The organism is Trichococcus pasteurii, assembly GCF_900112935.1.
Lineage (GTDB): Bacteria > Bacillota > Bacilli > Lactobacillales > Aerococcaceae > Trichococcus > Trichococcus pasteurii.
Map to the genome: position 1 here is coordinate 1 of NZ_FONM01000026.1, position 25050 is coordinate 25050.

Genomic DNA, 25050 nt, shown 5'->3' on the forward strand with positions numbered 1-25050 from the left:
TGGGCCGTTATCTCCAGTTGGACGTTTTTACCTAGTATCGGTAGATCTTGGACCGTCCGTCGATGTGTACCATGGTAGTGAGTGGACACCATCTGACAGTTCGGGCACCCACAGGCAGAGGTAACGGATTTCAAGTGAATCACGATGGCATGTTCGTCTTCATTCACCGTTATTAGTTGCAAAGAGTCCATTGGATAAAACGATTCTAAATTAAGTTCAACAGACGTCATCACGATAACCTCTTCTCTTCAATAATCTCCCTACTGTTCATTCAATCTAATTATAAAAACAATGTATTAATTCCACAATTAAAAACGTCTTTTTGCGGAAGAACCTATACATTTGCAATATTCAGTCCTAAATAATGCTATTTACCCTTACAACAACGGATTGGCCGAGGGACACATCAATAAATTAAAGGTTATAAAGCGAATTATGTATGGTCGAGCAAACTTTGAGACACTCAAAAACAAAGTGATTTGGTGTTCTTTCAACTAAGTCAGGAAAGAACCAAATTATTGCAGAGGTGGCACATTTTAAATGCCATAATCATCTACTTCGACTATACTAGATTATTGATAAAATAAATATAAAACGATATTAATATGTATGGGATAACATTTTATGAAATAATATTTGAAATAATTATCTATAGCTGGAAAGAACCAATTATGTAATTATATTATTACTTTTCGCCACTATAAACTATTTGCCATCTTTTTTATTACTGTGCTAATTTTTATGTTTACAGACTTCATTACTCCCAGCAATCCCTTTTTCTGCAAAGCCATTAATTTATACAATAATTTATATTTATTTGATAATTTTCCCATTTCCTTTATGAAGTAGTTTAAATCATCTATTTCAACAGCTTTTTTGTATATTATATGGCTCTGAATTGAAATCTCTTCTCTCAAATCTTGTATTTTTCGTCTTAATAAGGGAATATTTTTGGAAGCATCAATTCTTTTTTTAGGACGCCATTGATTAATTTTATCTTTTTTATATAATCGATAGGCTAATTCATCATGGGTATGTCTATAATGTGCAGCTTGTGAACGGAAAATAGTATCTTTATCAACTATATCTAACTTCAATCTTCCTGATTTGATTCCCTCTTGAATTAAATCATCAATAACTGGATTTCTTACTACTACTACGTTATTTCCCTTACTATCTTTGGTATACTCTGGTAACCAAGCGTCACCTAAAGTTATATCCGCCGTTTCATTCATGACATCGTCAGTATAATCAGAAGCCATAGTTTTAAAGTATCCTTGGCCCCAGTCTTGACCTAATAATTCATCAGAGGGTTTTACGATTGTCATATCTTTACCATCTATTGTACCTATCATTTCTATTCCGTAATTACTAGCGGGTCTATTTAAAAGTTTTTTCCGGAAATTTATATACTTCAAATCGCCAGGTTTTATTCCAACTTGCCAGGCCAAAGCTTCAGCAAATTTACTACTCTTCTGATGGCCACATATTAGACCAACTGTATATTTAATTCTATTTTTAATAATATCATCTTTTTCTGCTAATAAGCGAATCGCCATGATGAAACTCGGTATGCCAATAATTGCGTATCTCCCTGGTACTTCTTTTACTATCTCTATGACTTGTGATAATTCAACAGGATAATATTTGGTTTTTGCACCTACCTTGATTTCATCAATTGATTTTGAAATGTCATATTTAAACATTATTGCACTACTAGGATCTAAATTTTCTTTCACATGTATAACACCATCAATTAAATTCTTTTCAAATAACTCCTTGAAAATCCATGTCCCCATTCCACCAGAACTCGCGTTTTCTCTATAGTCTCCTTCAGATACATGTCCGGCATATAATGATTTAAAATATCCAATTCGTTCGTCGTATTTTATGTCATAAACTTGATCATATAGTTTTTTTGCGATTTCTGCCTCATCTGTTTCGCTGTTTAAATTTGGGGAAACGTATTCCACTAGTTTGTCCACTTCATGGTATTTATGCCCATTTATTATTTCTTCATACATACCATATTCATTTAATTCCATGTTAATATTTCCATCTACAGCTGCGCAAGATCCACTTGCTTCACTATAAATTTTCTTTGAACTGAATTCTTCTACTTTCAAATTTCCACCTCATATTACTCTGTTGTATTATTTAACCAATCTATCTAGCATTTTTTCAAATAGGCTTATCTATTATATTCTTTGCGTATTAATTCCATTAAATTTGACTGACTTAAAATACGCCACTTTACAAGTTACAAATAAATGAATGTTCTTCTTTTCAATTTATCTCTCAAAAGCTTTTATTAATGTTAGTGAATTAATTCTATTTTCGATAAAAAATCCGAAAGTATGGAATAATAATTCCTCCTGAAAGGTAATTCTAATAAGCTGTTTTCACTTTTGAACTTTCCTCTCTCAAATGATCACACTTCTCCCATTTGAAAGTAATTGGCTGCCCTTAGCTCTAGGCGATGACAAAAAATGGTGTAACTTTCGATCCCATTTTTGGTTCTAACCATATATTTTCCGAAAGACCAAAAGGTCTACTGTTTATAAAAAATGACCTCCATTGCCCAACGAAATACATATAGGCAATAAGGCAGATGACGGTTTCTGTCCGCTTCAGGAAGTAATGGACAGAGCGTTTCCAGTTCATGGTCATCCAGCAGAATATCTTCTGGCATACTCATACTAATGAAAATGTGATAACTCGAAGATTTAGCGGGATTGAAGGTTGTGACTGTTGCATAACTGGCATTGGAAATAGATTGACCCACACCTTTCCGATTCCCACCATGTAATAGCCAATTCGAATATGCAATTCAAGGCTCTCCATTTCTGGGCAGATCGAACGCGTTTGCCGGTGGGTGCGAGAAGCAAGTAATATAGTTTTTTATCTACCTTCACTTTGGCAATCAGCTTTAATTGGGATCTGAAGATACATCATAATGATAGCTCCCTTTGGATACCACCTATCACACATCAATATGGCTTTGGCTTTTTCCGAAAACTCCTGAATTACCTTTTCAAACATACCAGCAACTTATACTCATCTTTGAAAAGTAAGCGATAACCTACAGAAGCGCTAAGATAATACAGTTTGCCACCACCCTCCAGAGGGACGTTAGTTACCAACCCACCAAAACAATTGTCCTTCATATAGTTACTTCCGTTATGGTAAGCATGATCAAACATCATCTGGTATTCTTCAAAATATATATATATATTTTGAAGAATACCATAGATAATCAGAAATGTGGGATAGTTACTACATTTCTTCTGAATGCAAGACAACACAATATGGACAGTACTCTGATTCAATAGGGCCTTCAACATTTAGTAATGCGAGTTCAAACAACTAGAGGCGTTTATGCTCTTCAAAAACCAAGGGTACGAAAGAGGGACGGATTAAATCCCTTGCGTCGAAATAATGCCCGAAATGAAAAAAATGTCCCGCGGTCGGGCAAGTCATTTCGGCAAAATAAGGTGCGAAATAATATCTTAAACTTTTGATTGACCTACCCTTTTGATGTTATAGGTTCATGATAAGCAGTCCACTTTTTAGTTGTTTTTTCCCAAATCAATCATACAAAAATAACAGTTAGTTTGTTTTTTAATTCCCTTACGGGCGTGAAAATTTGTAAAGTGATGTTAAAAATATAAACTACTAAATAATTATGAACTTAAGATATAAAATAGATATATTCTATAATGTAGAATCAATATTTACCTAATTTGAAATCCTACCTCAATATAAAGCGCTTTAATCGCTTTTTACTGACTTCTGATAAGTTACCATTTGCGAATTTTATAAGTTTATTTTTAAAAGCCCAATTCATTCCAGCAATACGACAATATAACATTCCTGGTAAATCAATGTCATTTTCCTTAGCAAAATTAATATTTCCTTTAGCAAATGGGTCTTTTTCTTTATTGAGTACTTGTTCGACCAAATATTTCTTTTCAGCCTTTGCTTTATACTTAGGAATATCAAATAAATTTTGGAAATCCTCGATTTTTCCAGATGAATTTATTGTCATTAAAGTTCTGCAGCACTTACTACATACCGAACAATTTTCATGAGTGTCATCTCCACTCACACACACATTTAAATATCTATATACAGGCTCATAATTCATGATACGCACTGTTTTTTCAACTCTTGTATACTGTGCTCCATCAGGTATAAAGTCAAGTGATTCGGTTGACAAAAGTGGTAAAAGAATCGAATCACAATATGCTCCAACATCTATATCAATGTAATTTGAAGCTGTCTTTATAATGTCACTATAATCTAAACCCGCTGATGCATAATAGTATTTACTATATAATTTTTGCATAAAAATAATTCCAGCCGCACTAGTAAGTGTATGTGTTTTTTGATGACCCCATGGATGAAATAAATATAAATTAGAGTCTACAGATATAAAATCCAAACCTATTTCTTTGGGAAATTCTCTCAAATATTCATACCTCAAATTATATTTATTTCTAACTTTATTTTCATCATCAGAGCCATGTGCTCCAACATTTAAAAATAAAAAACTGTTAATCTTATATTCAGGATTGTCCTCTAATTCAAAATGGTCATATACGGTACAAAAAGAATCAATACCTCCCGAAAAACCTGTTCCAACTCCATCCCCTTCAAAGTTTTCACTTACTAAGGTATCAGCTGTTACGTTTATTTTCTTACATGATGGTGAGAAAGATTTAATTAATGGAATAACATAATGATTGATATTAAATAATAGCTTACTTGATACAGTTCCTTCAATATGAATATCTTCACCATATTTCATGGCAGGAAATAATAATCCTACTAAAAAAGCGTCAAAATGAGATGTACAAATACCATTAGCATATTGTTTTTCAGTTGAAAACCAAAGCTCCTTCTTCCCAAATTCTTTACTATCAACCGATATAGAAAGTTTCACTATTTGATCATTTTTACTTATTCTTAAATTGTATAAATTCATACTTATCCTTCTCCCATTTTAAATACTTTGTTCTCTGACTAATATTCATCTCCGAAATTTTTAAGATTTTCTTAAGTTTGTGATTGACAATTTTTTGAGATTATCATTGAAAAATAGTTTCTTTTCAAAATTATTTAAACCAAATTTATACATTGATAATAAATAGAGGACAGAAAAGGGAATAGCCAATAATAAGAATGTTAGATCAGCAAAATGATTTTTATTCATCATCATTACAATCGCTGTGCATATTGGTATAAAAGCTCCCTTTGATAATTGAATTATTTCCTTCCAAAATAATAATATATCAAGCCCTATTACTTTGTGGTAGTAGACGTTTATAAAAATTTGATTAATAATTACTGCAATAGAAGTTCCAATTGCACTTCCAATCGCACCATAATATTTTGCTAGTGGGATACTGATTAAGATATTTATACAAGCGACTAAAGTCATAAAAAAAGCTGCTGTTTTATGCTTGTTCTGTGCTTTTCTAATTTCTATTCCAATATTTTGTATTAATGATGTCAGCATTGGGATCATCAATACAGTAGCTACATAATATGATACTAAATAATTTTCTCCCGCCCACAGATTGATAAAAGATCTTCCGAACACAATAAAACCAATAATGACAAGTAGAACAAATATGTATTGAATTCTCCCAATTTTTATAAACAGGGTAGTAAGTTCTCTGTCTTTCGAATTTTTTGCAACAATACTATTGACTCGGGGAATGAATACTGATGAGATTACGGTAGAAATACTAATCAGATAAGTATTAAGTTGAGCGCCAATTGAATAAATCGCTACTTCAGATGTTCCTTTGTGTCGTCCAAGAATAAATTTATCTACGTTCCAGTTAATTTGATCGACTACCATATACAAAAAAATATAAGAAGAAAATATTGTCATTTCTTTCATGAGTTTAATTTCTAAACTTCTAAAAGAAAACTTCATGTTAAGCTTTTTAATACAAAAAGTCATATTTGTTATCTCTATTATTAAATTAAAAATAGTTGTCACTACTACCATTCCTACAGAACCGTATCCCATGAGCAAAATTGGTAAGATAATAAATGGATTGATTACCGTTTTTATCATTTGAATAAATTTCTGAAATACGAATTCTTCATTTGCTATTATATGAGAATTAAAAACTATACTAGGAAATGATATTGCAAGATTTAGAACTAAAATTATCATTAAAATCTTAGCTCTTGATAATTCATTATCTGTTAGTTCTACACCAAAAATTAATTCAGTATTAAATGCTAATATTGCTCCTGCGATTACTGCTATCAAACCTATAATAGAGAAAATAATTAGGAACATCCCATTTAATGCTGCTATCTTCTCCCTATCATTTAAAACTTTATACCTTGTATAGTAGCGCATATAAGTACTACCAAATCCAAAATTTAATACCCCTAAATAGGCAACAATAGATGCTACAAGATTATAAAGACCATATTCACTTTGGCCTAAAAGCCGAAGCATCATTGGTGTATAGATAATTGATACTATATAACCGATTACCATTGAAGCATATGATAAGGCAGCGCCTGCCTTTAGTTGGTTTACTTTCATAAAGTTATACCTCAGTTATTTCTAAAGCATTTTTTAAATACTTATATGCTTTATTTCTCTCATCGATTAAAATAGGCTCAGTATGAGTAAAGTCAACATTGAAATATTTTCTTGTCTGTTTAACATTCTCCCATTTTCTATTGTCCAATTTGAATTTGGAAAGTAATGTATCTATCCTAGAATTCATAGATGGTTCTTCCCCTATTCTATTAAATACAACAAAAGGTTTTTCCAGTAGAACAGAAAATACTACCCCATGAAAAGAATCTGTTAAGAAAATACTTGATGAATTAATATAATCAATAAATTCTCCAGGATCAGTGGCATATCTTTTAATTTCTTCATAGCTTCCTAATTTAACAATTTCTAAATCATTATCTATAGAAATTGAGTTTATAAGGTCCTTAATTTCCTTGGATAGCTCTCCTAAGAAATACGTCAATAAAAAAGGTTTTTCTGGTTTTAATTTAGAAACTTTAGAAGCAGCAAGCCATTCTTCTTTCTTCAGCATCAAAGTAGGATCTACAATAACTAATGCTTTTCTATTAGTCATATCTTCAATGATTTTTGCGCCTGCATCTTCTCTGACTGACAAATGTTCAAACTCTAAAATCCATTTTCTATATTTCTCTCTATAAGATTCAGGTATTTCTGAAATTCCGAAACTAGGAGCATAAGCAATTCTTTTATTTTTAGGTGCAAAAGTTAAGAAATCAATCGTTGAACCTTTTCTAAAGATAGGATTCCACACTTGATCACTACCCACAACAAAATAATCAAAATTTTTATTTAGGTCTTCTGGAACTGAATTATCTGTTATTGTAAAGTCTGACTCTTTTATATTTTTTTTCGTAAAAACTTTGAATGATTCGGATTTCTTTTCCAACGCTTTCTGATTTCTTTTTCTGTTTATACGATGTATCATTTTTTTATTTAGTTCAGTCAAGCTACTCCCCTTGATTTTTTCAAATAAATTTCTCTTTGTTTGTTCGTCTTTTCTTTCATCTGGTTTATTAATTATTGTTGTTACATCGAATCCAATAGATTCTAATACCTGCTGCGCTGCATAATTTTGCAATCTATTTCCGTAATTAGTATAATCAACTATTGTAACTAGACCTATTTTTTTCAACTGCTTGTCCTCCTAATTATTTCTCAGTTGTACATGTATTTATATTAATTTCTGTATTATTGAATCATCTTATACATTCACCTAACAAAAGCAAAGTAATGTATTTTATTAATATGACAATAAAATAGAGACTTTGAATTCAGATCATTTTATTCTAATTATCATTTGTCAAAAACACAGGAAATCACTTTGAAATAGTTTTAGTGCATCATCGGATCCATGCCTGAAAATAAAATAAATTCCCACTTTATATAAATTGAATTGGATCCTCTACGCTCCTGTTTACCTTATAATTAAAGCAAGGATAGGAAGGTAAATCCCACTGGAACCCCACGTGCAGCCAATCCTGATTGCTGAATTGATTAAGGCAATGAAAATAACCATCCCCAAGCGAATAGTGGGATAGAAGCATTGACTATCGCCACTTTGAAAGTACGGCAAAGAGCAAGAGATCGAACTTAATGTGATTGTACTCACTAAACTCGCTTCTGGATTTAAATTTGACGGCTATTCTAATTGGCACTGGCTTTCATGGCCATTATCGAGAAACAAAAACGGGGGATTGTTGTACCCGGATTGTTATGCCCTCAAAGTCATACCTCTCTCATCATGAAACAGCTTGGAATTAGTCACACGCTTCCTATTATACTTTGACGAATGCGGATCCCGAAAAGCAGCGGGAATTTTGAAATCAAATCTCCCTATCTTAAAATAACTAATTAAGGTCTGCTGAATATACCCATAATATTATTTTACAGGTTCAACAGGACCTCATTCTTGGCAATTCCGTATTATTGTATAATTGCTATTTATATACCTCTTGACACTTCTTAGGCCTGACGAGCGCCGGACAGGATGATCGGATAACGAGTTGTTTATAGTAACTCAAATTTTTTCGGTTTCAGTTTATTTTATCCGCGTAGAAAGCAGGTTCGCTGCTCCGCAACTTTACGATTTCTGTGTAGCTTATGACTACTTCTTTATGATGCGCTTAAATGCAAAATGCAACCTTTCGATACCAGTGTGAGTCTATACTCAGATTGACGACAACCATCGTTGGGATAAAAAAGAAGTCGTTTTATTCTTCAACATTCTACCAAGTAAAAAGTTGAAGAATAAAATGGCTCGGCCAGATTCAAAATGGCCGAGCCATTTTTAAGATCCCAGACAAACTTATTCGAACTGGACGTAGTCTACTAGTAAACTCAGCACTTGTCATGTCAATTCGGAACTAACCTATCAAGTCCTTAGAAATATCCAACAACTATGTTGGTAAATGAAACAAAAAGTATTAATTTCAGAAAAATTTTTATAGCCATGAATCTTTTTTATTCATGTTTATTAATAAATATATTTAGCTCTTCTGGAGTACCTAACACATGAACTTTATCCAAATTTACAATACTATGTGTACACTCCAGTTTTTTACTTATCATATGATTATACAAAGGAGCGATGAACTTTTCATTGTTAATTAAGTTGCTTTTGTCAGTGTAATAGTCATTATATAACTCTTCAAATAGCTTAGCAGATGAAAAATAATATGCTCCTATACTACAGTTATTGGAAATACGTGACTTTTCACGAACCTCGGTTACTTTCAAATTATCATCGAGTTTCACAAAACTCCAATGATTTCCCGCTCCATAAAAACAAGGTATATGCCCTTCACCTTTTATATCACTATATTTCAACTCAAAAGGTTCTACATAAGTATCAATATTGTAAACCATTATGGCATCGCTAGGATTACAATAGGGAATCGCTAACATGCACGTCGTAGCTTGACCATCTGTAAGATGGTCAAGTTCTAAAATTTGTACCTCTCTAATTTGATATTTTTTACACTTTTCAAGTATAAAGCTAGAGGCATCATCTTGCTCTTGAACAATAAAAATATATTTTTTTACGTAAGGATTGTAGTCCATAAGGCTATCCATAGACCATTCAAACAGAGTTTTTCCTTTTGCCTCTATCATATATTTTGGTTCTTGATATCCAGCTTTTTTAAATCTAGATCCTTGCCCTGCCATTGTAATTATTATTGTCATCTCTTTATTCATTAACTTGCTCCTCTATACTTTGGCATATACTTTCAAGTTCCTCAATCGTGTTGTTTAAAAATTCATCCGGTCTTATTGACCTGTCGTCCACATAAAACCCTTTATGACCAGGCCATGGTTTTCCGTACATGATTTCATCATATGGAATATCCCACTTATCTAACCATTCTAATAAGATTTTAGCTGTATTTTTATTGATTAATCCTAAATTCCCATTGTATGAATTCATATTACGAGAGGTAAATAATATAACTTTCACACCTTGGGATTTATAATAGCGTAATTTATCCAATACATTCTCATATGGAACAAGATCCTCATATCTTTCTTCTTTTCCTTTTACAGGACATAATGTTCCATCAATATCAAAAATAAATGAATATTCTTTTAAATTTGCACTCACGTTAGGAATCCTCTTTTTCTATGATTATTTTCTAATATCTATTACGCGATTTAATATTTCAAGCCCTGTAGCTAACATTGCTAGTTGATGTTTTTCACTTTCAGTGTGCAATGGAATCATGCTCAAAAATAGCAAAGATTGAATTAATTCTATTTTTTTAATCTCTTCTCCAATTTCTTCCTTAAAACATCTAACGAAAGACTCATATAAGTCGAAGTCACGTTTCCTTTCGTTAACGTAGTATTTTATATTTGTATCATTTACTTCCAAATAAAATAGATCTTTGATAATATAATCATATTTTCCATCAAGACTATGAAATAATTTAGCTAATTCGTAACGTCTATCTCCGTAAATATCATATTTACCAAACTTACCTCTTGGATCTATTACTTTGATGAAAGTCAAATTCGAATCTATCATTATATTAGCAAAACATAAATCGCCATGAATAATATTAAATGATCTAACATCGCATAATTCATCAATTATTATTTTTGGTAAAATTTCACAAATTTCCGAAAGTGATTTATATTCTATACCATTTACAATGATTGAGTTATCAAAAAAGTCCTTAAATTTACTATTCTCTTTCATTTTTTCTAATCTCGCCATTGTTTTATTTAAGTACATTTCTACAATGGCGTCATTTATTCCATCATCGCTTACCTTATACCTTTCAAAATCATTAATAATAAATTTAATTCTTTTGAATGTATCAGCCCATTGTTTCTGGCTTAAGTCACCGAATAAAAACAGTTCGTGCAATGTATGATATGCATAATATTCCATGTTTATATATGGATTATTGTAGTCAATTGAGTATGAAAAGATTCTAGGTCTAACGTATTCAATATCCGTAGGTAATTTTAAGTACCATAATATTTCTCCAAGAAATTTTTCTTTTTCTTCACTTGTTTTTGATAGAATCCCTCTATTTTTATCAATTGATATATGGTTAAAAGATCTAGCTTTAACTTCTATCTGGGTATCAAAATATCTATCAGCATGCCCTATGTCAAACCACTTATCTGCTTTTCTCATTTGCATTGGATATACTTTACTGTAATCCATTAAAGCCCTGTAAAACGAGTCTATGTTCGTGTTCTCATTTAAGGAATTTTCTAAGAATTTTTGAAATTCAAGCGGCCGAGTAATAAAAAATACCCCTACAAATAATTTTTCCCAAGCTTCTTTTGAGCTAATTTCCTGTTTATCCCATATTTCACTTATAATACCTTTTTTTTCAGAAAAAAATGTCCATGTATCTGAAATGTAATCTTCCGAATAAAAGCACATATCTTCATTAATATCATTTAATTTATCAAATACTATTGTATCTCCAAAATTAATAACTAATATATCCTCAGATTTACATTTCGAATAATTTATCCCTGAATAAATACTATAGCCTAAATCTCTAATATCATTTAATTTATGAATGTTTATATTTTCACTGTAAGAGCGAGCATAATTCCTTACTTTTTCAGCTGCTTCATAAGTAATAACTTCATACGTATCAGCATAATCTTTATAAACTTCCAAGAAACAATCCAGCATTGTTCTATCATCGACAGGATAAATAACAGCTGGGATTTTCCCGAGATTTTGAAGATCCTTAGGCACTACTTTAGCGCTCGGAATAATTATTTTTTTCATTTATTTTACCCCACTTTTTCATATTATTAACTCACATGATTTCAATTACAAAGACATCTCATTTAGAATTTTTTCTGCAACACTTTCCCAAGTATTTGATGAATAAACCTTTCCAGCATTATTGATAGCTCTCAGTTGTTTCTGTTTATCATTTAGCAAAATAAACATATTTTTTGCTAAATTCTCTGCATCATCATTTTCAATTAAATAATCTTCATCATCTGCGGATAACAAATATGGCATTTCATAATTATTTCTGCCAATGCAAAGTAATCCATAACTTTTTGCTTCTAAAAACACAAGTCCATAAGCTTCGAATTTAGAAGGCATACAGAATACTGTGCTTCTTTTTAATAACTGTTCTAATTCTTCCCGTTCTGTTTTTCCTATAAAATTAACATTAGTTAAATCCGTCTTAATACAATTTGGACCCGCAATATACAATTGTGCATCTGTATCATATTTCTCTACTAATATTTTAAATGCTTCTAATACTAAATCTCCTGCTTTGCGATCAAAATCAATACCAATAAAGGAAATGATATTCTCCTTATGTAGTATTTCACTCTTGATAGGCGCTGAAAATTCTGGGTTAATTCCTGCCCCTACAGCTACAAATTTACAGGACATTTGTGGATATAGTTCCTTCATCCTGTCTGCAACCCAGTTTCCCATAAAAAATATTTTATCGGCGCTGTTATATATTTTTTTTTGTACCTCGATTTTTCTTTGTAATTCATCGTCTGAACATTCTAATAACAATCCGCCACTACTCTTTTTCAAATCTTTCTTTAAACTCTCTTGTATTGGTGGCAACACAGCAATTGCCAAATCTTGATATAGAAAGTACCTATTTTTTATTTTTACCTCATTAGCAATTTCTAATACCGGTAAATGTCGGTATTTATTTAAAATAAAATTAGCTTTTAATTGCAAAAGACTATCATGCAGTGGACCAAAAAGATAACTGCTTTTATTTCTACTGAATTTATCTCCGATAATCCTCAACCCTTTTAATAAGAGGCCTTCATGTAAATCAACCTCAATTACCTCCACTTTTTCTTTTAGGGCCTCTTTGAGTGCATATGATGTCCCTGACCAAGTACCTTTAGGGTTATTTCTATCCACAGTATACATAACTACAATTTTATCCATTTTTTCTCCCTTTAGACAATCAATATTAATATCGAATCACCTTATTTTTGTAATTTTGGTGTTCTAAATAGCTTAAATATATGACTAAAACAAATATCCATTCTAATTTCCACCACCAGAATGTAATATTATATGCTAAAATCATATTAAATATTAAAAACATTAGCGGGAGTATATTACCTCCAACTCTATATATACGCCATGACATCCCCATAGCTCGAATTAGAAACAAAAATACAAATAACAAACCTAAAAGTCCATAAACATAAAAAAATGCAAAGATGCCATTATCAGCCAAATATATATAATTTACACTACCTGAAGCAATACTAGCATCCAAAGAATTTGGATAACCGCACCCAAAAATTAGATTTGAAATGCTACTGAATAACTGTTCAAAGTACAATGATCTACCATAAAATCTAATTTCAAGAGTATTCTGAGTCCCTATAATAGTATCAATAATTCCAGAATTTACTACCCAAAGTACCGCTCCAAAGATTACTCCTGAACCCCATATTTTTAATAAACTTACTTTATTCCATAGTAAAAAACCAATAAATAAAGTAGCAATTATTGCGCTTGACTCTAATCTTCCCTGAGAAACTAAGAAAACATGAGCTAATCCAAGCAACAAAACCATAATATGGTAAAATTTATTTTTCTTATCATATAGCAATCTCTCAAATACAATCATTATCATTAATTCTATAACGACAGAATCCACATAAATTCTTAATCCATTTCTTTGATTCATCAGAGTATTAATAAAAATTAATTTCGGATATGTAAAATGTTGGATTAAATATAGTATGGATGCGACAATACCAACTATAATTATTGCATCAAGAAATGATTTAACATTTATTTTTTTCAAATAAATCATGTTTCTTATTGGTAGGTAAGATAACAATATGAAAAAAAAGTATCTTTGTGGAAGTAACCCTGCCATAATAGACTGTTCCCAATTAACATTTCCTTTGAAAGCTGCAACAAAACAAATTAATAGCGCGAGATATATAGGTCCTTTGTAGCTTTTCCCCTGCTCATTTTTTTTATGATATTTTATATAGCAAAAACCATAATACAAAATAAAGAAAACCAATGTTATATCGTCAGTATTTACACCAAAGATAGCTTCTGGAATCAAATACATCCATCGACACATCATTAGTATAAATATAATTAACATATACGTGTGAATTTTTTCTTTACTGAATTTTATCGTCAAGTTCATAATATTCCCTTTTACTAGTTATTTTTATCCAAATAATAATTCATTTCCATTTGTGCTAATTCTTCGTAGCTTATCGAATATTGTAAGATTCCGCTGTAGATTGATAGCCAATTAGAAAAATTTAAAACATACTTATAAGACCGCTTCTCAGAGTCTTCAACTTCATAAATATGATTTAAATTATTGTCACTATAATATCTACCGGGCTTACCCCACAAGAAACCTACTTCATCATAAGAAACTGCAATTATATAATTTTTTATAAAGTTCCAATAAGTTTTTACTCTATAAAATTCAGCTTCAGAAATATTGCCATGATTACAAATGTAGTTTTTCATGAACATAATCTCAGGTGCTTCCGCTGAATGAAAATCCATAACTGTAGAAGTTGTAATCATGTCATTTTCCCTTTGAGTTCTTTCTTTTTTATTCTCAGAAACGTTTTGTTCATCAATTTCAAATAATCTAAAAACATCGTCTAATACTCCAAAAAACATAAAATCAGATATATGGAAAGGTATAAACAACGAGGCACCCACAGGGCTTTGCAGAACAATTATTCGTTTGTCTTGGGGTAAGTTCATTCCATCTGCATCAACAGGAAATTGTTTTAACAAACTAACGAAATATTCATACAAATTATTTTTTTGGAATCTCTGATCAGTTCTCGTTTTTAATACATAATGTACTCCTGCTTTCTCTGCTTCTGCTAAACCAGCTTTCGTACTAATAACCTGAAAATTTATATTACCAATACCTGTAAATTTTGGTTTTTTGTTTTGTATGACTATAATTTTTAAATTTTTAATTTTTTTTATTGTCTCAGTATCTTCATCATCCCATGTAGAAACAATAATAACGTTATCACTAAATAATTTTCTGTACATTTTACATGTTTCCAGAGTGAAATCATTTTCTAACAATAGCGGTCCTTGAAGTATTACGGCAAATTTTGGCAAATTTTGAACTTCTAATTTTTTATAATATACTTGCTCACTAGTCTTCGGAGCTAATCTAGTTGTCAAATATGTATTTTGATTCTTTTCGTATTCATTTAATACCATATCAATGATGTATTTATCATAGCCAGCACGAAACATTCTAGCTAATTTAAATTCACCTTCGTGTAAACGCCGTAATATACCTTTAATAGTCAACTTAAATTCCCCACTCCCATTTCGAAATTTGTACCAGATAAACATCTTATTTAATGAAACGACAAGTGTCACAACGTCTTCATCTGGACACTTATTTTTTTTATTAGTAATGAATAATACTGATATAATGATATGACTAGAAAATAGATTATTATTATTATTAGTCATGCGCTAATCACATGCGTAGGTGTATAAAATAGTTTATTTAGAACGTCATAACCATGTCATTAATGAATGTATATAATCATATGTATATCACGCTTTAATTCGCAGAATTTATCTATGTTACATCATACCAATATATAATTAGTTAAAGTGATACAATATTCTTAACCATCTCATTTTTTTTACCAAATATTTTTTTATATTCCTTCTTAATCTAATATACCATGGTAACCAAGATGATTTAAAATGATGTACCGTATATGTTTTACTATCACTAATATCTTTGAAAGTATTAAATTCCATGGCACTAAAATAAATTTCTGGAAACAATACGCCGTTCTCTTTGATAGTTTGATATTTCCCATCTAGTATTATATTTTCTTCTCTTAATGCATCGGATATTCTATAGGTATTTGGATAGGTATTTAATTCACCGTTCTCTTTTATAAATACTTCGTTTTCATATAGATCAATAAATTTCTTAATCCAGTTGTTGCCCTTACTAGCTGCCATAAAGCTAGTCATTAGATGCTCCCCATAACACTCATAACCTAAAATTAAATTATACTGGTCTAATAAATCGTCAAAGTCCTGTTTTATTTCAATGTCTGTATCAAGATAAATACCGCCATATTTATATAGGGCATTCAACCTTGCCACATCACTCACAAATGCATATTTTTTTGCTTTATACGCGTCTTTAGTATACGTATTATAATTTACATCAAAATTTTTCTCATTCCACTCTACTATATTAAAATCAGGCAACATTACTTTCCATCCCTCAATATATTGCATAACACTCTTAGGCTTATTCTTTTCTCCAAACCAACAATAATGTATAATTTTTGGAATCATTTCTTCTGTCCTTTACTATAATTTATTAATCAAACTATTTATATCAATATTTCTATTTTTCCCGAAAGGTTCATATGAAGCGCGAATAAATGTATGTTTTTTTGGTGTTTTAATAGTAACAACAGAATTCAAAGACTCATATTTTTTTACTGCAAAACTTATTTTATTTTTATATGGTAGCTTATCAAATATGTTTAAATGTTGAGCAGTACAGCCATTTTGATCATTAAACTTAATAAGGATTCTTTCCCAGCATACCCGTTGACAACGATTTGTCCACTTTTTATATGCTTCCTCATTGCTATGGTAATGTAGGAAAAATATTTCGATTTCATTATTTAAAATTCCGATTGGGTATTGACCAAATCGCTGATCATTAGCGAAATACCCCTTCCACTTGGACATTTCAGGATCTATAAATTTCAATTCTGAACCCAAATACATTCTCAGATTGGATATGAACTTAATATAATCATCCGCCATAAAAAATAATCCTACTGTGGGAGATTGTTTTTTTAATCCGTAACTTTCGTATATCATTCCTCCCCAACAATTATTTGATATTATTGTAAATTCGTCATTTAATAACTTTAATTTCCTATAGGAAGAAAATCCTTTTCTCCATAATTCCAACATTCTTAACCGTAAACCTTCATAAGTCATGCTATGAACCCCTCAGCTAAAATATTATAAAAAATTCTTAGATTGATTTTGTAAAATCAATCGCTGATATTCAAACTTTAAATTTTCAGAGATATCAGTAATATCAAATCCAGCCCTTTTTAAATTTTGTTTATTAGCTTCTTTCATTTTATCTCTATCTGGTAATTCTATCTCAAGGATTTGTTTGGTCCATTCTTTAGCGCCAGATTTCAAAGAAAGAAAATGGACTAAATCAGTAGCTTTGCACTCCTTAGTAACACTGTCTGATATCAAGCATGGTAATCCAGATGCCTGCCATTCAATTGCTACAACTGGAAGCCCCTCAAATCGTGATGGAAGAACCATTAAATCCATACCTTGAATAACCTCTTCAACGTTTGAAATACTTCCTAAGAATTCTACGTGATTATTAAGTCCAAAATCTTCAACTAACTCTTTAATCCTTTGTTGATTTTCCCCATCACCTATTAAAACTAAATGATAGCTCTTGTTTTGCATTATTAGCTCCCTAATTATGCTTATTATGAATTCATGGTTTTTCTGATAATTAAAATTCCCAACATGTCCTATAACAGTTTTATCGTTCCAATCGTAAAAACTTCTAACTTTATTTCTGATTTCTTTATTAAATTTATACCTATTAAGATCCTTACCATTATGAATAGTTTTAAAATCTTTTTTTCCAAACAGCCACTGTCCAGCATCATTTCCACAAGCAAATGCATCTGTGCTAAATAATTTTAAAAAAGGCTTTAATATCTCATTAGCGATTTTGTGTGTACATTGTGTATTATGACAATGAGCAATTCTTATTCTACATCCCCCAATAAAAGCAGTAATTATTTCTAGAGATAAAATGGCGCTGCTACCATGGACATGCACAATGTCATATTTTCCTTTCTTAATTAATAGGTACAAGGAATATAAATATTTCAAAGTATTTCTTTTTCTACCTGGTAATTTTTTAATACCACAATTTAAGTTTTCAAAAAATCCAATGCAAGCATCATCACTCTTACCAGCAACCACTAGGTCAATTTGCATTCCACTCCTTGGCATTGAACTTAAAGATTCCATAATTGTGCTAGTTATACCTTCACGTCGTAACCCTTGTGTATTAATTATTAATAAACGCATATACATTCTCCTATAAATTTAGGGTTTTTTCTTAGTTTTACCTATATAATCCCTTATAAATTTATTTTTTTTTATCAACTTCTTAAATATTTCAATAATCGCTCCCTTAGAATCAATTATTTTTTGTTTTTTTTCATATAACATTATTTCTTCGCAACTTATTTTTTTTACCCCACTAATATATACTTGTACTTTATTAGTGTATTCTCCTAAATAATCACGAACGTAAGATCGAATTGGGTTATTAATATCTCTGCTGATTCTTTTTATGCAAAAATAGTTATTTTTACTTGTAATAATTCTATCAATGTCATCTAAATAAATCGTCCATGATGCACTATTAGTGGCATTATATGTATAATTATCTGTATATATCTCTTTATCCGATATTAAAAATTGCACTATTGTTGGAAAATACACTTCTTCTCTTGCATATAATTGATTCTCATTGATGTCATTGAAGTCATAACTATTATTCACTATATTTGCTATTTGACTGAAAAGTTTTTTATCAAAAAACGCACCTTCTACTTGTGATCTCTTAATATCATTTACTGTTCCATTTAAAGAGGCGAGCATATTAAGTAAATCTGTATCTGACTTTGCTTTGTATGCAGCCATCCAAGTTACATCTATGTCAACTGGAATTATTTTTAATCCAGCTTTCCATTCAACCATAAAATCATTGAGTCCCTCTTTGATAAATAAATCATTGCTTGCGCCTAACGAAAAGTATTCAAAATCTGTAACTGAACAAACGTATTCAAAATTCGAAAGATGAGCTTGAATGATATCTCCAAATCCAGTTCTAACATGTCGAGGATTTATAAAAACATTATCAAGATGTTCTAGTACTTCAAAAAAAGTGTTTTCATTATATTGGCTTCCAGTATATTGAAAATTTTTACTCAGATGTAAGACAATACCACACCCTTGATTATAGTACTTATAATTCATTATCTGATCTATAACTACCTCAGGTTTTTCATGTACTGGAATTGAAAAAATATTTCTAATCATTCAATTATCTCCCTTTGAAACTATAAAATTCAAAAAAATGATATTTCACTATTAATTATCTATGAAAATATTTTCAAGGTAGTATTCATCTATGTTTAGCTTATAACGTAATGTATCGCTCTTGGAAAATATGCGCTAATCTTAGAATCAAATACATAGGTCATTTTAATGCAACAGTAAATATTTCTTCCACTAATTTCTCAAGTTCATTATTAAATTTTTTATTGTGACTTTTTATTCCTTTAGGCATTTCCATAACTATTTGATCGTAGTTCAAAATTTTATTCTGTAATTGTTCTATGCCCTCAATGACGATTATATTTCCTTGTCGCTTTTCTACTTCCTTAGCAAATTCAAGTTGATGGTCATTAACATGTTCGTCAAACTGCTTTTGTCTTGGAACAACGATAGGAATCTTCCCTACTTGAAGAGGCATTATGAAACTAGAAGGCCCTCCATGGGTAATGATAATTCTAGCATCATGAACCATTTCTTTCATTTCTTTGTATGAAAATATTTTTTTCCATTCACAGTTTAGTGGCACATATGTACTAAATCCTGTTTGGATTACAATATTTTCGCTAATTACATTTTCCAGTTTTAATTCATCAATGCACTGTATAAGCCTATTAAATGATTGCTCATGTGTACCAACAGTCACAAATATCATATTATGCCTCCATTATATTCAGAAAATACTACCTAAATTTACAGCTTTAGGATAGACTTGCTTCAATTCTTCCCACTCCACTACAAATTTATCCACAATTGGATAAACCAGTTTCCCTGTCATTGTAGGTTTATCTATTCGATCAAATACTTCTATATAGATTAATTTAGAACCCAGTAATTTGCCTATATAAAAAAAGGGAACTGCCACTGCGGCACCCGATGAAATAATTAAATCTGGTTTTTCTCTCCTAAGGATTTTCCACGCAAGTATCGTATTTTTTATTAATCCTTTAATGCTGCGATTTGTTGGGTAGTAACAAGGATAAACTTTCTCATCAATGAGTAAGCTTCTTGCATCTTCTTTATCAAAGGTAACCCAAAATCTATCTTTATTTTCCCAAAATGGTTTTAGCATATATAGGTGAGTAAGATGTCCTCCACTCGATCCAACTAAGCATACCTTCATTTTTTCTCCTCCAATATAAAAAAATCATAGCTATATACCTTATCATTTTTTATGAACAAATAATTTTATTACTTTTAATAATTAATATTTATTCAATTATTATTTCCCATCATGGCTTACCTATTGACTCTATTACCAACAGCAATCATAGAGGTCAAAAATCCTTAGAATAAACCTTGAATATCAATAAATGTGCTACAAACGTTGAATCAATTAAAGCAAACCCTATTCAATTATTTACTAGCCTTAGGTTAATAGCCTTCTAATTAGCTTAAAAGTACCTATAAAAAAGAATCTATCAAACAGATCCCTTTTTACCCAGCACAACTCCTACTGTCTTAAAAAGAATCTTCATGTACAATCCCAATGAAAAATTGCTGATATACTCTGTATCCAATTTAACAACTTCCTCAAAATCCGTGATATCACTTCTGCCGCTCACTTGCCACATGCCAGTAAGCCCTGGTTTAGCTGCAAGTCTGCTTTTGTGGTGCAATTCGTATTGTTCGTATTCATCCACTGTCGGGGGTCTAGTTCCGACTAGGCTCATATCCCCTTTGAGGATATTGACGCTTTGCGGCAATTCATCTATCGACACTCGCCGGATGAATTTACCAATCGGCATGATGCGCGGATCGTCGTCCATCTTGAACATCAGGCCATCCATTTTGTTATGGGCCATCAATTCCTTCTTGCGTTCTTCGGCATCCATATACATAGAGCGGAACTTGTAGATGCGGAAGCGTCTGCCGTTGCGGCCGACCCGTTCCTGCGAGAAGAATATCGGCCCAGGTGACTGGATGTAGATGATCGGCGCAATAAAGATATACGCGATAATGGTAGCCAACAAGCCTGCCAGACCACCACAGATATCGATGACTCTCTTGATGAACAACTGGCGTGTCGTCGCCATCTTGATGCTTGTCGTCAGGACGGTATATCCATTGATTTCCTCTACCACTTTATTCGGCATCTCGCTCGATACATGATCCAATGAGATATGGACCGTGATTCCCATAGCCAACAAACTGTTCGTGATTTCTTCGATTTCGTCATAGGAATTGCGCACATGGATAAAGACGCCATCCACCGTATTCGTGCGAAGATATTCATACAATGTGTCATCATTCGCAACCACTGGAACGCCATTGATCGATTGGCCAATCATATCGGCATCCACAATTGCAAGTCCCTTCACGATATAATCACTGTACTTTTCCTTTTGAAGCTGGTTGATTGTCCGCTCGGCTACTGCTTTAGAGGATACTACCAACATATACGAAAGGTTCTTCTCGTTGGAATAAGCCATCAGCAATGCCTTCTTCAGTAATACTCTTCCCAGCCAGGTGAAAACGATGTTGATTCCCCACATCGTGAAGAGCACGCTTCGGGAATAATCCGCTGACTGCTGGGTCGCGAACATATAGAAGGTCACCATCGCGACCAGCATACAGTTATGCTGCAGCACCGCTTTGAACTCCTTCAGATAGCCTCTTCTCAGGATACCGGAATACTCCTCCGTAAAAAAGACAATAAAGATATGCAGGATCGGAAGGATGACCCCCAACACTGCATAGATGGACGCCGCAAAGGGAGAGGAGACCCCGAAGCGAATGATATATGAAATAATAAATGCAGCTTCCAATAAAAAAATATCAAATACCATAAAATCAAAATGCTTTAACCAACCACTATTTGCTATCTTATACATCCGACATTACCCCTCAGCACTTTAAATAACCAACAAACTCCTTAACTTGCGCTTCTCTAATAAGCACCATCACCATTACAAACAACTTTTACTGTCTTGAACAGGATTTTGATATCCATCCAGTAAGAACGCGTGGTGACATACTCCAAATCCAATTCGACCATCTGCGCGAAGGTCAAGCGGCTCCGTCCGCTCACTTGCCACAAACCGCTGATGCCAGGCGTGACCAACAACCGCTGCTTATCGTAGTTTGTGTATTCATCAACTTCACGGATCAATGCTGGACGCGGCCCGACCAGACTCATGTCTCCTTTGAGGACATTGAATAGCTGCGGCAGTTCGTCAATGCTGCACTTGCGGATGCAGGCCCCAATCTTCGTGACGCGGGGATCTTCCTTCATCTTGAACATCGCTCCGCTGACCTCGTTGTGTTTCAGAAGACTAGCCAATCGCTCTTCTGCATCGACATACATCGATCGGAACTTGTACATTTTGAACAGTTCCCCGTCCTTTCCGACACGATCCTGGCCGAAGAATACTGTCCCCTTCGGATCATCCCACTTGATCAGTAGCGCTACAATCAGGAACACCGGTAAAAGTAGGATGAGCCCCACTAACGCAAGGACAAAGTCCGTCATTCGCTTGAATCCTAAGTACAATGGTTGGCTTTGCGCAACCACACTGTTCCCAAATCCATTAAAAGCCCCAACATTTAAACTCTCTTCAATCTCCATACACAATATCCTCCTTCAGAAAATAAAGCTGTATCTCCGCCCGAACCCCATTCGCTAACAAATGATAAAAAAGAATGTTGATCCAATCAAAAAACTAACTTCCGAATCCTTATCACCAAAAATAAATTCATACTTTTTGCAAAAATACTTGGAAAATTTTCTGGATTTCGGATTAAAAATAAATTATCAAAGTCAATATTTAATAAAATTAATATACCTCGAGAAACATTGTAAAAGCCTTTAGTTACTTGATTTAAACAGTAACTTTAGATAAATATTTCTAAAAATGATTAAACTGGTTTAAAATATCTTAAAGTACTTATTATGATAACACCCAAATCACAGAATTTACACAAAAATTGAAATATTTTCTCATATATACCGTTACTTTTCATAAAAAAAACGAAACTTTTACAAGTAAGCGTTTCAATTATTAACATTTTCTATTTATGCATTTGTTTCCTATCCTATATGTCAGTTTCATGTCACCATCATGAAAACTCCATTACGATTTACATACACCCTCTATTCTCAGTCATATTTTATCGGCCGTCGGCTGAGCATAATCTAAATAAAGTCACTGAAATAATTTCCGCTAAATTCCCGAGAGATCTTTTCCTGTTTAATAGTCTCTTTCAAGTTATTGGTTGCATGTTTTGCACTTCTTTTTTTCTGGCACAAAAACACACCCTGTTATTATAGTCTGTTCCTGACAGGTTTCTTATTAAATATTCCTATAATCATAATATAAGATGCTAATGAGGTTCTCTCCTCCGGTCAACATTCGCTCGTCGGAGGTGGGATAGTTGGCGTATTAGTGTTCTCCGATGAGCAGGCTCTTCGTTGGAGGTGGCTGTACGCGCGGCACGGCTCCCATTTGCGACAGAAATCGCAACATTCAGATGTAAGCCTATCCAATCGGCTGAATCCGGCCTATACTGGAGCTATTGTTTCACCATTAACCGAACGGAGGAATGTTTTCGTGATCATTGATGCATTGACGAATATGGAATTTTATAAGGGATTGAACGAAAGGCTCTACAAAGGGCTTAAATTTTTGAAGGAGACAGATGTCGCATCATTGCCCGTTGGGCGTTACGAGATTGATGGTGATGAGGTGGTTGCGCTGGTGCAGGCGTACGATACGCGTTTAGCAGACGAATGCCGTTGGGAGGCCCACTATACGTACACTGACATCCAGTATGTCGTGGAAGGCAGCGAAAAGATGGGCTGGAACACGCTGGATGGCGTCGTGAAAACGGAGGATCGTCCGGAAGATGACGTGTATTTCTTTGATGCGGAAGGCGATCATTTCGTCGTGCGCGCAGGACAGTTCGCTGTGTTCACGCCGCAGGACGCGCACCGTCCGGGCTTAGCGGTTGATGGGCCGGCACCGATCAAGAAAGTTGTCGTGAAGGTGGCGATGTAACATAAGACAATTGAAAAGCCGGGACAGCTTTGCTTACTTTGATCCTACAATACTTTCCCGCATTCCAGTATTATTGGAACTCTAACTTAGGTATTTCTTGGGTAAAGCTGTAGAGCCAAGAGTCTGATTCTAGTATAAATGTTCATTCCACGAGCATTAAATAAAGCAATCAAAACCATCCGTGTTAACGATTGGTTTGCTCTACGGTTTAAAGCCTTTACTACTAACCAACCCCTAATGGGGTTCTGAATGGTTCGCCAATTGCACTAATATCAAGGACTAGATCCAAAGGTATGACTTCTAGTATTCCACTTACTCTTGCTCACTTATTTACATTAGAATAATCCATTCGAGACAAATCAAACTTATCAGACGATGCCTAACGCATTTACCATTGAAATTAGATGATTAAGAATACACTATCCCAAAATTTGTATGTCAATCCGTTCGAGATCATTAACGTGCAAAAATTTGGATTGTCTCCTGAATTCCCGGAATTTATAACGAGGGAAGGGCAACGCCTAACGCCTCGTATAATTCCTTCTGCTTCGTCGTAACCTCTCCCAACACGCGACCGTGCCCGGGGGCCTCAAATAATTCAATCATGTCCAGTTCGTCCAGTACACCTTGAAGGGTCCATTGGTTAAATAGCTCGGCATCCTGCATCTTCTTTTTCACGTAGGATAAGTAGATTAAGGCGATGAATTCCACAAAAAGCTTCCCATTCAGGGACAATTCGGATGAAACTTGCATTCTTCTGAAGTTGAGGCGCTCTTTTAAATTGCCGAAGGCTTTTTCAACAACATCCTTGC

At 32.9% G+C, this 25050-nt stretch carries 20 protein-coding genes and 2 pseudogenes; 2 read left to right on the forward strand and 20 right to left on the reverse strand.

Going from position 1 to position 25050, the window contains the following annotated elements; genetic code table 11:
- Positions 1-230: transposase family protein (locus BM184_RS15745; protein ID WP_143091151.1), on the reverse strand; the 230-nt coding region annotated here is incomplete at its 3' end.
- 121 nt (positions 231-351) lie between these two features.
- Between BM184_RS15745 and BM184_RS15210 the strand changes: the two are divergent.
- Positions 352-498 (forward strand): annotated as a pseudogene (locus BM184_RS15210) (transposase); the annotation flags it as partial.
- Between the two features lie 200 nt (positions 499-698).
- Here the strand turns inward: BM184_RS15210 and BM184_RS14250 are convergent.
- From BM184_RS14250 to BM184_RS14340, 18 genes are all read right to left on the reverse strand, one after another.
- Entirely contained in the window at positions 699-2126 is a 1428-nt protein-coding gene (locus BM184_RS14250; RefSeq protein WP_086943487.1) for a Coenzyme F420 hydrogenase/dehydrogenase, beta subunit C-terminal domain, read from the reverse strand.
- Between the two features lie 1625 nt (positions 2127-3751).
- Complete coding sequence (locus BM184_RS14260; protein ID WP_086943489.1) at positions 3752-4987, reverse strand: hypothetical protein; 1236 nt, start codon at positions 4985-4987, stop codon at positions 3752-3754.
- A gap of 60 nt (positions 4988-5047) precedes the next feature.
- A complete protein-coding gene (locus BM184_RS14265) occupies positions 5048-6577 on the reverse strand; it encodes a lipopolysaccharide biosynthesis protein (protein WP_086943490.1) in 1530 nt (509 codons plus the stop codon).
- Between the two features lie 4 nt (positions 6578-6581).
- Complete coding sequence (locus BM184_RS14270; RefSeq protein WP_086943491.1) at positions 6582-7709, reverse strand: polysaccharide pyruvyl transferase family protein; 1128 nt, start codon at positions 7707-7709, stop codon at positions 6582-6584.
- Between the two features lie 1328 nt (positions 7710-9037).
- Entirely contained in the window at positions 9038-9772 is a 735-nt protein-coding gene (locus tag BM184_RS14275) for a glycosyltransferase family 2 protein (protein ID WP_086943492.1), read from the reverse strand.
- Entirely contained in the window at positions 9765-10175 is a 411-nt protein-coding gene (locus BM184_RS14280) for an HAD family hydrolase (protein ID WP_086943493.1), read from the reverse strand. The genes BM184_RS14275 and BM184_RS14280 overlap by 8 nt, the downstream gene beginning before the upstream one ends.
- 24 nt (positions 10176-10199) lie before the next feature.
- On the reverse strand, positions 10200-11834 hold the full coding sequence (locus BM184_RS14285; RefSeq protein ID WP_086943494.1) for an aminoglycoside phosphotransferase family protein: 1635 nt from the start codon (positions 11832-11834) through the stop codon (positions 10200-10202).
- Between the two features lie 45 nt (positions 11835-11879).
- Positions 11880-12989 (reverse strand): glycosyltransferase family 4 protein, encoded by a 1110-nt coding sequence (locus BM184_RS14290; protein WP_086943495.1) that lies wholly within the window; start codon positions 12987-12989, stop codon positions 11880-11882.
- A 25-nt stretch (positions 12990-13014) separates the two neighbouring features.
- On the reverse strand, positions 13015-14226 hold the full coding sequence (locus BM184_RS14295) for a hypothetical protein (RefSeq protein WP_086943496.1): 1212 nt from the start codon (positions 14224-14226) through the stop codon (positions 13015-13017).
- A gap of 14 nt (positions 14227-14240) precedes the next feature.
- The gene (locus BM184_RS14300; protein ID WP_086943497.1) at positions 14241-15551 is read right to left on the reverse strand and encodes a WavE lipopolysaccharide synthesis family protein; all 1311 of its coding nucleotides are present in this window, start codon (positions 15549-15551) and stop codon (positions 14241-14243) included.
- Positions 15552-15689: 138 nt separating this feature from the next.
- Entirely contained in the window at positions 15690-16406 is a 717-nt protein-coding gene (locus BM184_RS14305) for a glycosyltransferase family 32 protein (RefSeq protein ID WP_086943498.1), read from the reverse strand.
- Between the two features lie 15 nt (positions 16407-16421).
- Complete coding sequence (locus BM184_RS14310; RefSeq protein WP_086943499.1) at positions 16422-17069, reverse strand: DUF1919 domain-containing protein; 648 nt, start codon at positions 17067-17069, stop codon at positions 16422-16424.
- Between the two features lie 24 nt (positions 17070-17093).
- On the reverse strand, positions 17094-18206 hold the full coding sequence (locus BM184_RS14315; RefSeq protein ID WP_177208688.1) for a glycosyltransferase family 1 protein: 1113 nt from the start codon (positions 18204-18206) through the stop codon (positions 17094-17096).
- An 18-nt stretch (positions 18207-18224) separates the two neighbouring features.
- A complete protein-coding gene (locus BM184_RS14320; RefSeq protein ID WP_086943501.1) occupies positions 18225-19226 on the reverse strand; it encodes a hypothetical protein in 1002 nt (333 codons plus the stop codon).
- 160 nt (positions 19227-19386) lie between these two features.
- On the reverse strand, positions 19387-19896 hold the full coding sequence (locus BM184_RS14325) for a glycosyltransferase (protein ID WP_086943502.1): 510 nt from the start codon (positions 19894-19896) through the stop codon (positions 19387-19389).
- A gap of 18 nt (positions 19897-19914) precedes the next feature.
- Complete coding sequence (gene pssD, locus BM184_RS14330; protein ID WP_177208689.1) at positions 19915-20364, reverse strand: PssD/Cps14F family polysaccharide biosynthesis glycosyltransferase; 450 nt, start codon at positions 20362-20364, stop codon at positions 19915-19917.
- A gap of 298 nt (positions 20365-20662) precedes the next feature.
- Positions 20663-22075, reverse strand: a complete 1413-nt coding sequence (locus BM184_RS14335) for a sugar transferase (protein ID WP_086943504.1) — start codon at positions 22073-22075, stop codon at positions 20663-20665.
- Positions 22076-22131: 56 nt separating this feature from the next.
- On the reverse strand, positions 22132-22809 hold the full coding sequence (locus tag BM184_RS14340; RefSeq protein WP_086943505.1) for a sugar transferase: 678 nt from the start codon (positions 22807-22809) through the stop codon (positions 22132-22134).
- Between the two features lie 982 nt (positions 22810-23791).
- Here BM184_RS14340 and BM184_RS14345 point away from each other — a divergent pair.
- Positions 23792-24238 carry a YhcH/YjgK/YiaL family protein gene (locus tag BM184_RS14345; protein ID WP_086943506.1) on the forward strand — a complete coding sequence of 149 codons (447 nt, stop codon included), beginning with the start codon at positions 23792-23794 and terminating at the stop codon, positions 24236-24238.
- 498 nt (positions 24239-24736) lie between these two features.
- On the opposite strand, the pseudogene BM184_RS14350 reads toward BM184_RS14345, so the two are convergent.
- Positions 24737-25050, reverse strand: a pseudogene (locus tag BM184_RS14350) (IS1634 family transposase); the annotation flags it as partial.

Excerpts from the sequence above, each read along its gene's own strand:
- BM184_RS14340 (WP_086943505.1), bottom strand. The coding sequence starts at position 22,809 with ATGGAGATTGAAGAGAGTTTAAATGTTGGGGCTTTTAATGGATTTGGG.
- BM184_RS14295 (WP_086943496.1), bottom strand. The coding sequence starts at position 14,226 with ATGAACTTGACGATAAAATTCAGTAAAGAAAAAATTCACACGTATATG.
- pssD (WP_177208689.1), bottom strand. The coding sequence starts at position 20,364 with ATGAAGGTATGCTTAGTTGGATCGAGTGGAGGACATCTTACTCACCTA.
- BM184_RS14320 (WP_086943501.1), bottom strand. The coding sequence starts at position 19,226 with ATGATTAGAAATATTTTTTCAATTCCAGTACATGAAAAACCTGAGGTA.
- BM184_RS14335 (WP_086943504.1), bottom strand. The coding sequence starts at position 22,075 with ATGTATAAGATAGCAAATAGTGGTTGGTTAAAGCATTTTGATTTTATG.
- BM184_RS14315 (WP_177208688.1), bottom strand. The coding sequence starts at position 18,206 with ATGCGTTTATTAATAATTAATACACAAGGGTTACGACGTGAAGGTATA.
- BM184_RS14300 (WP_086943497.1), bottom strand. The coding sequence starts at position 15,551 with ATGACTAATAATAATAATAATCTATTTTCTAGTCATATCATTATATCA.
- BM184_RS14260 (WP_086943489.1), bottom strand. The coding sequence starts at position 4,987 with ATGAATTTATACAATTTAAGAATAAGTAAAAATGATCAAATAGTGAAA.
- BM184_RS14310 (WP_086943499.1), bottom strand. The coding sequence starts at position 17,069 with ATGACTTATGAAGGTTTACGGTTAAGAATGTTGGAATTATGGAGAAAA.
- BM184_RS14265 (WP_086943490.1), bottom strand. The coding sequence starts at position 6,577 with ATGAAAGTAAACCAACTAAAGGCAGGCGCTGCCTTATCATATGCTTCA.
- BM184_RS14325 (WP_086943502.1), bottom strand. The coding sequence starts at position 19,896 with ATGATATTTGTGACTGTTGGTACACATGAGCAATCATTTAATAGGCTT.
- BM184_RS14285 (WP_086943494.1), bottom strand. The coding sequence starts at position 11,834 with ATGAAAAAAATAATTATTCCGAGCGCTAAAGTAGTGCCTAAGGATCTT.
- BM184_RS14290 (WP_086943495.1), bottom strand. The coding sequence starts at position 12,989 with ATGGATAAAATTGTAGTTATGTATACTGTGGATAGAAATAACCCTAAA.
- BM184_RS14305 (WP_086943498.1), bottom strand. The coding sequence starts at position 16,406 with ATGATTCCAAAAATTATACATTATTGTTGGTTTGGAGAAAAGAATAAG.
- BM184_RS14275 (WP_086943492.1), bottom strand. The coding sequence starts at position 9,772 with ATGAATAAAGAGATGACAATAATAATTACAATGGCAGGGCAAGGATCT.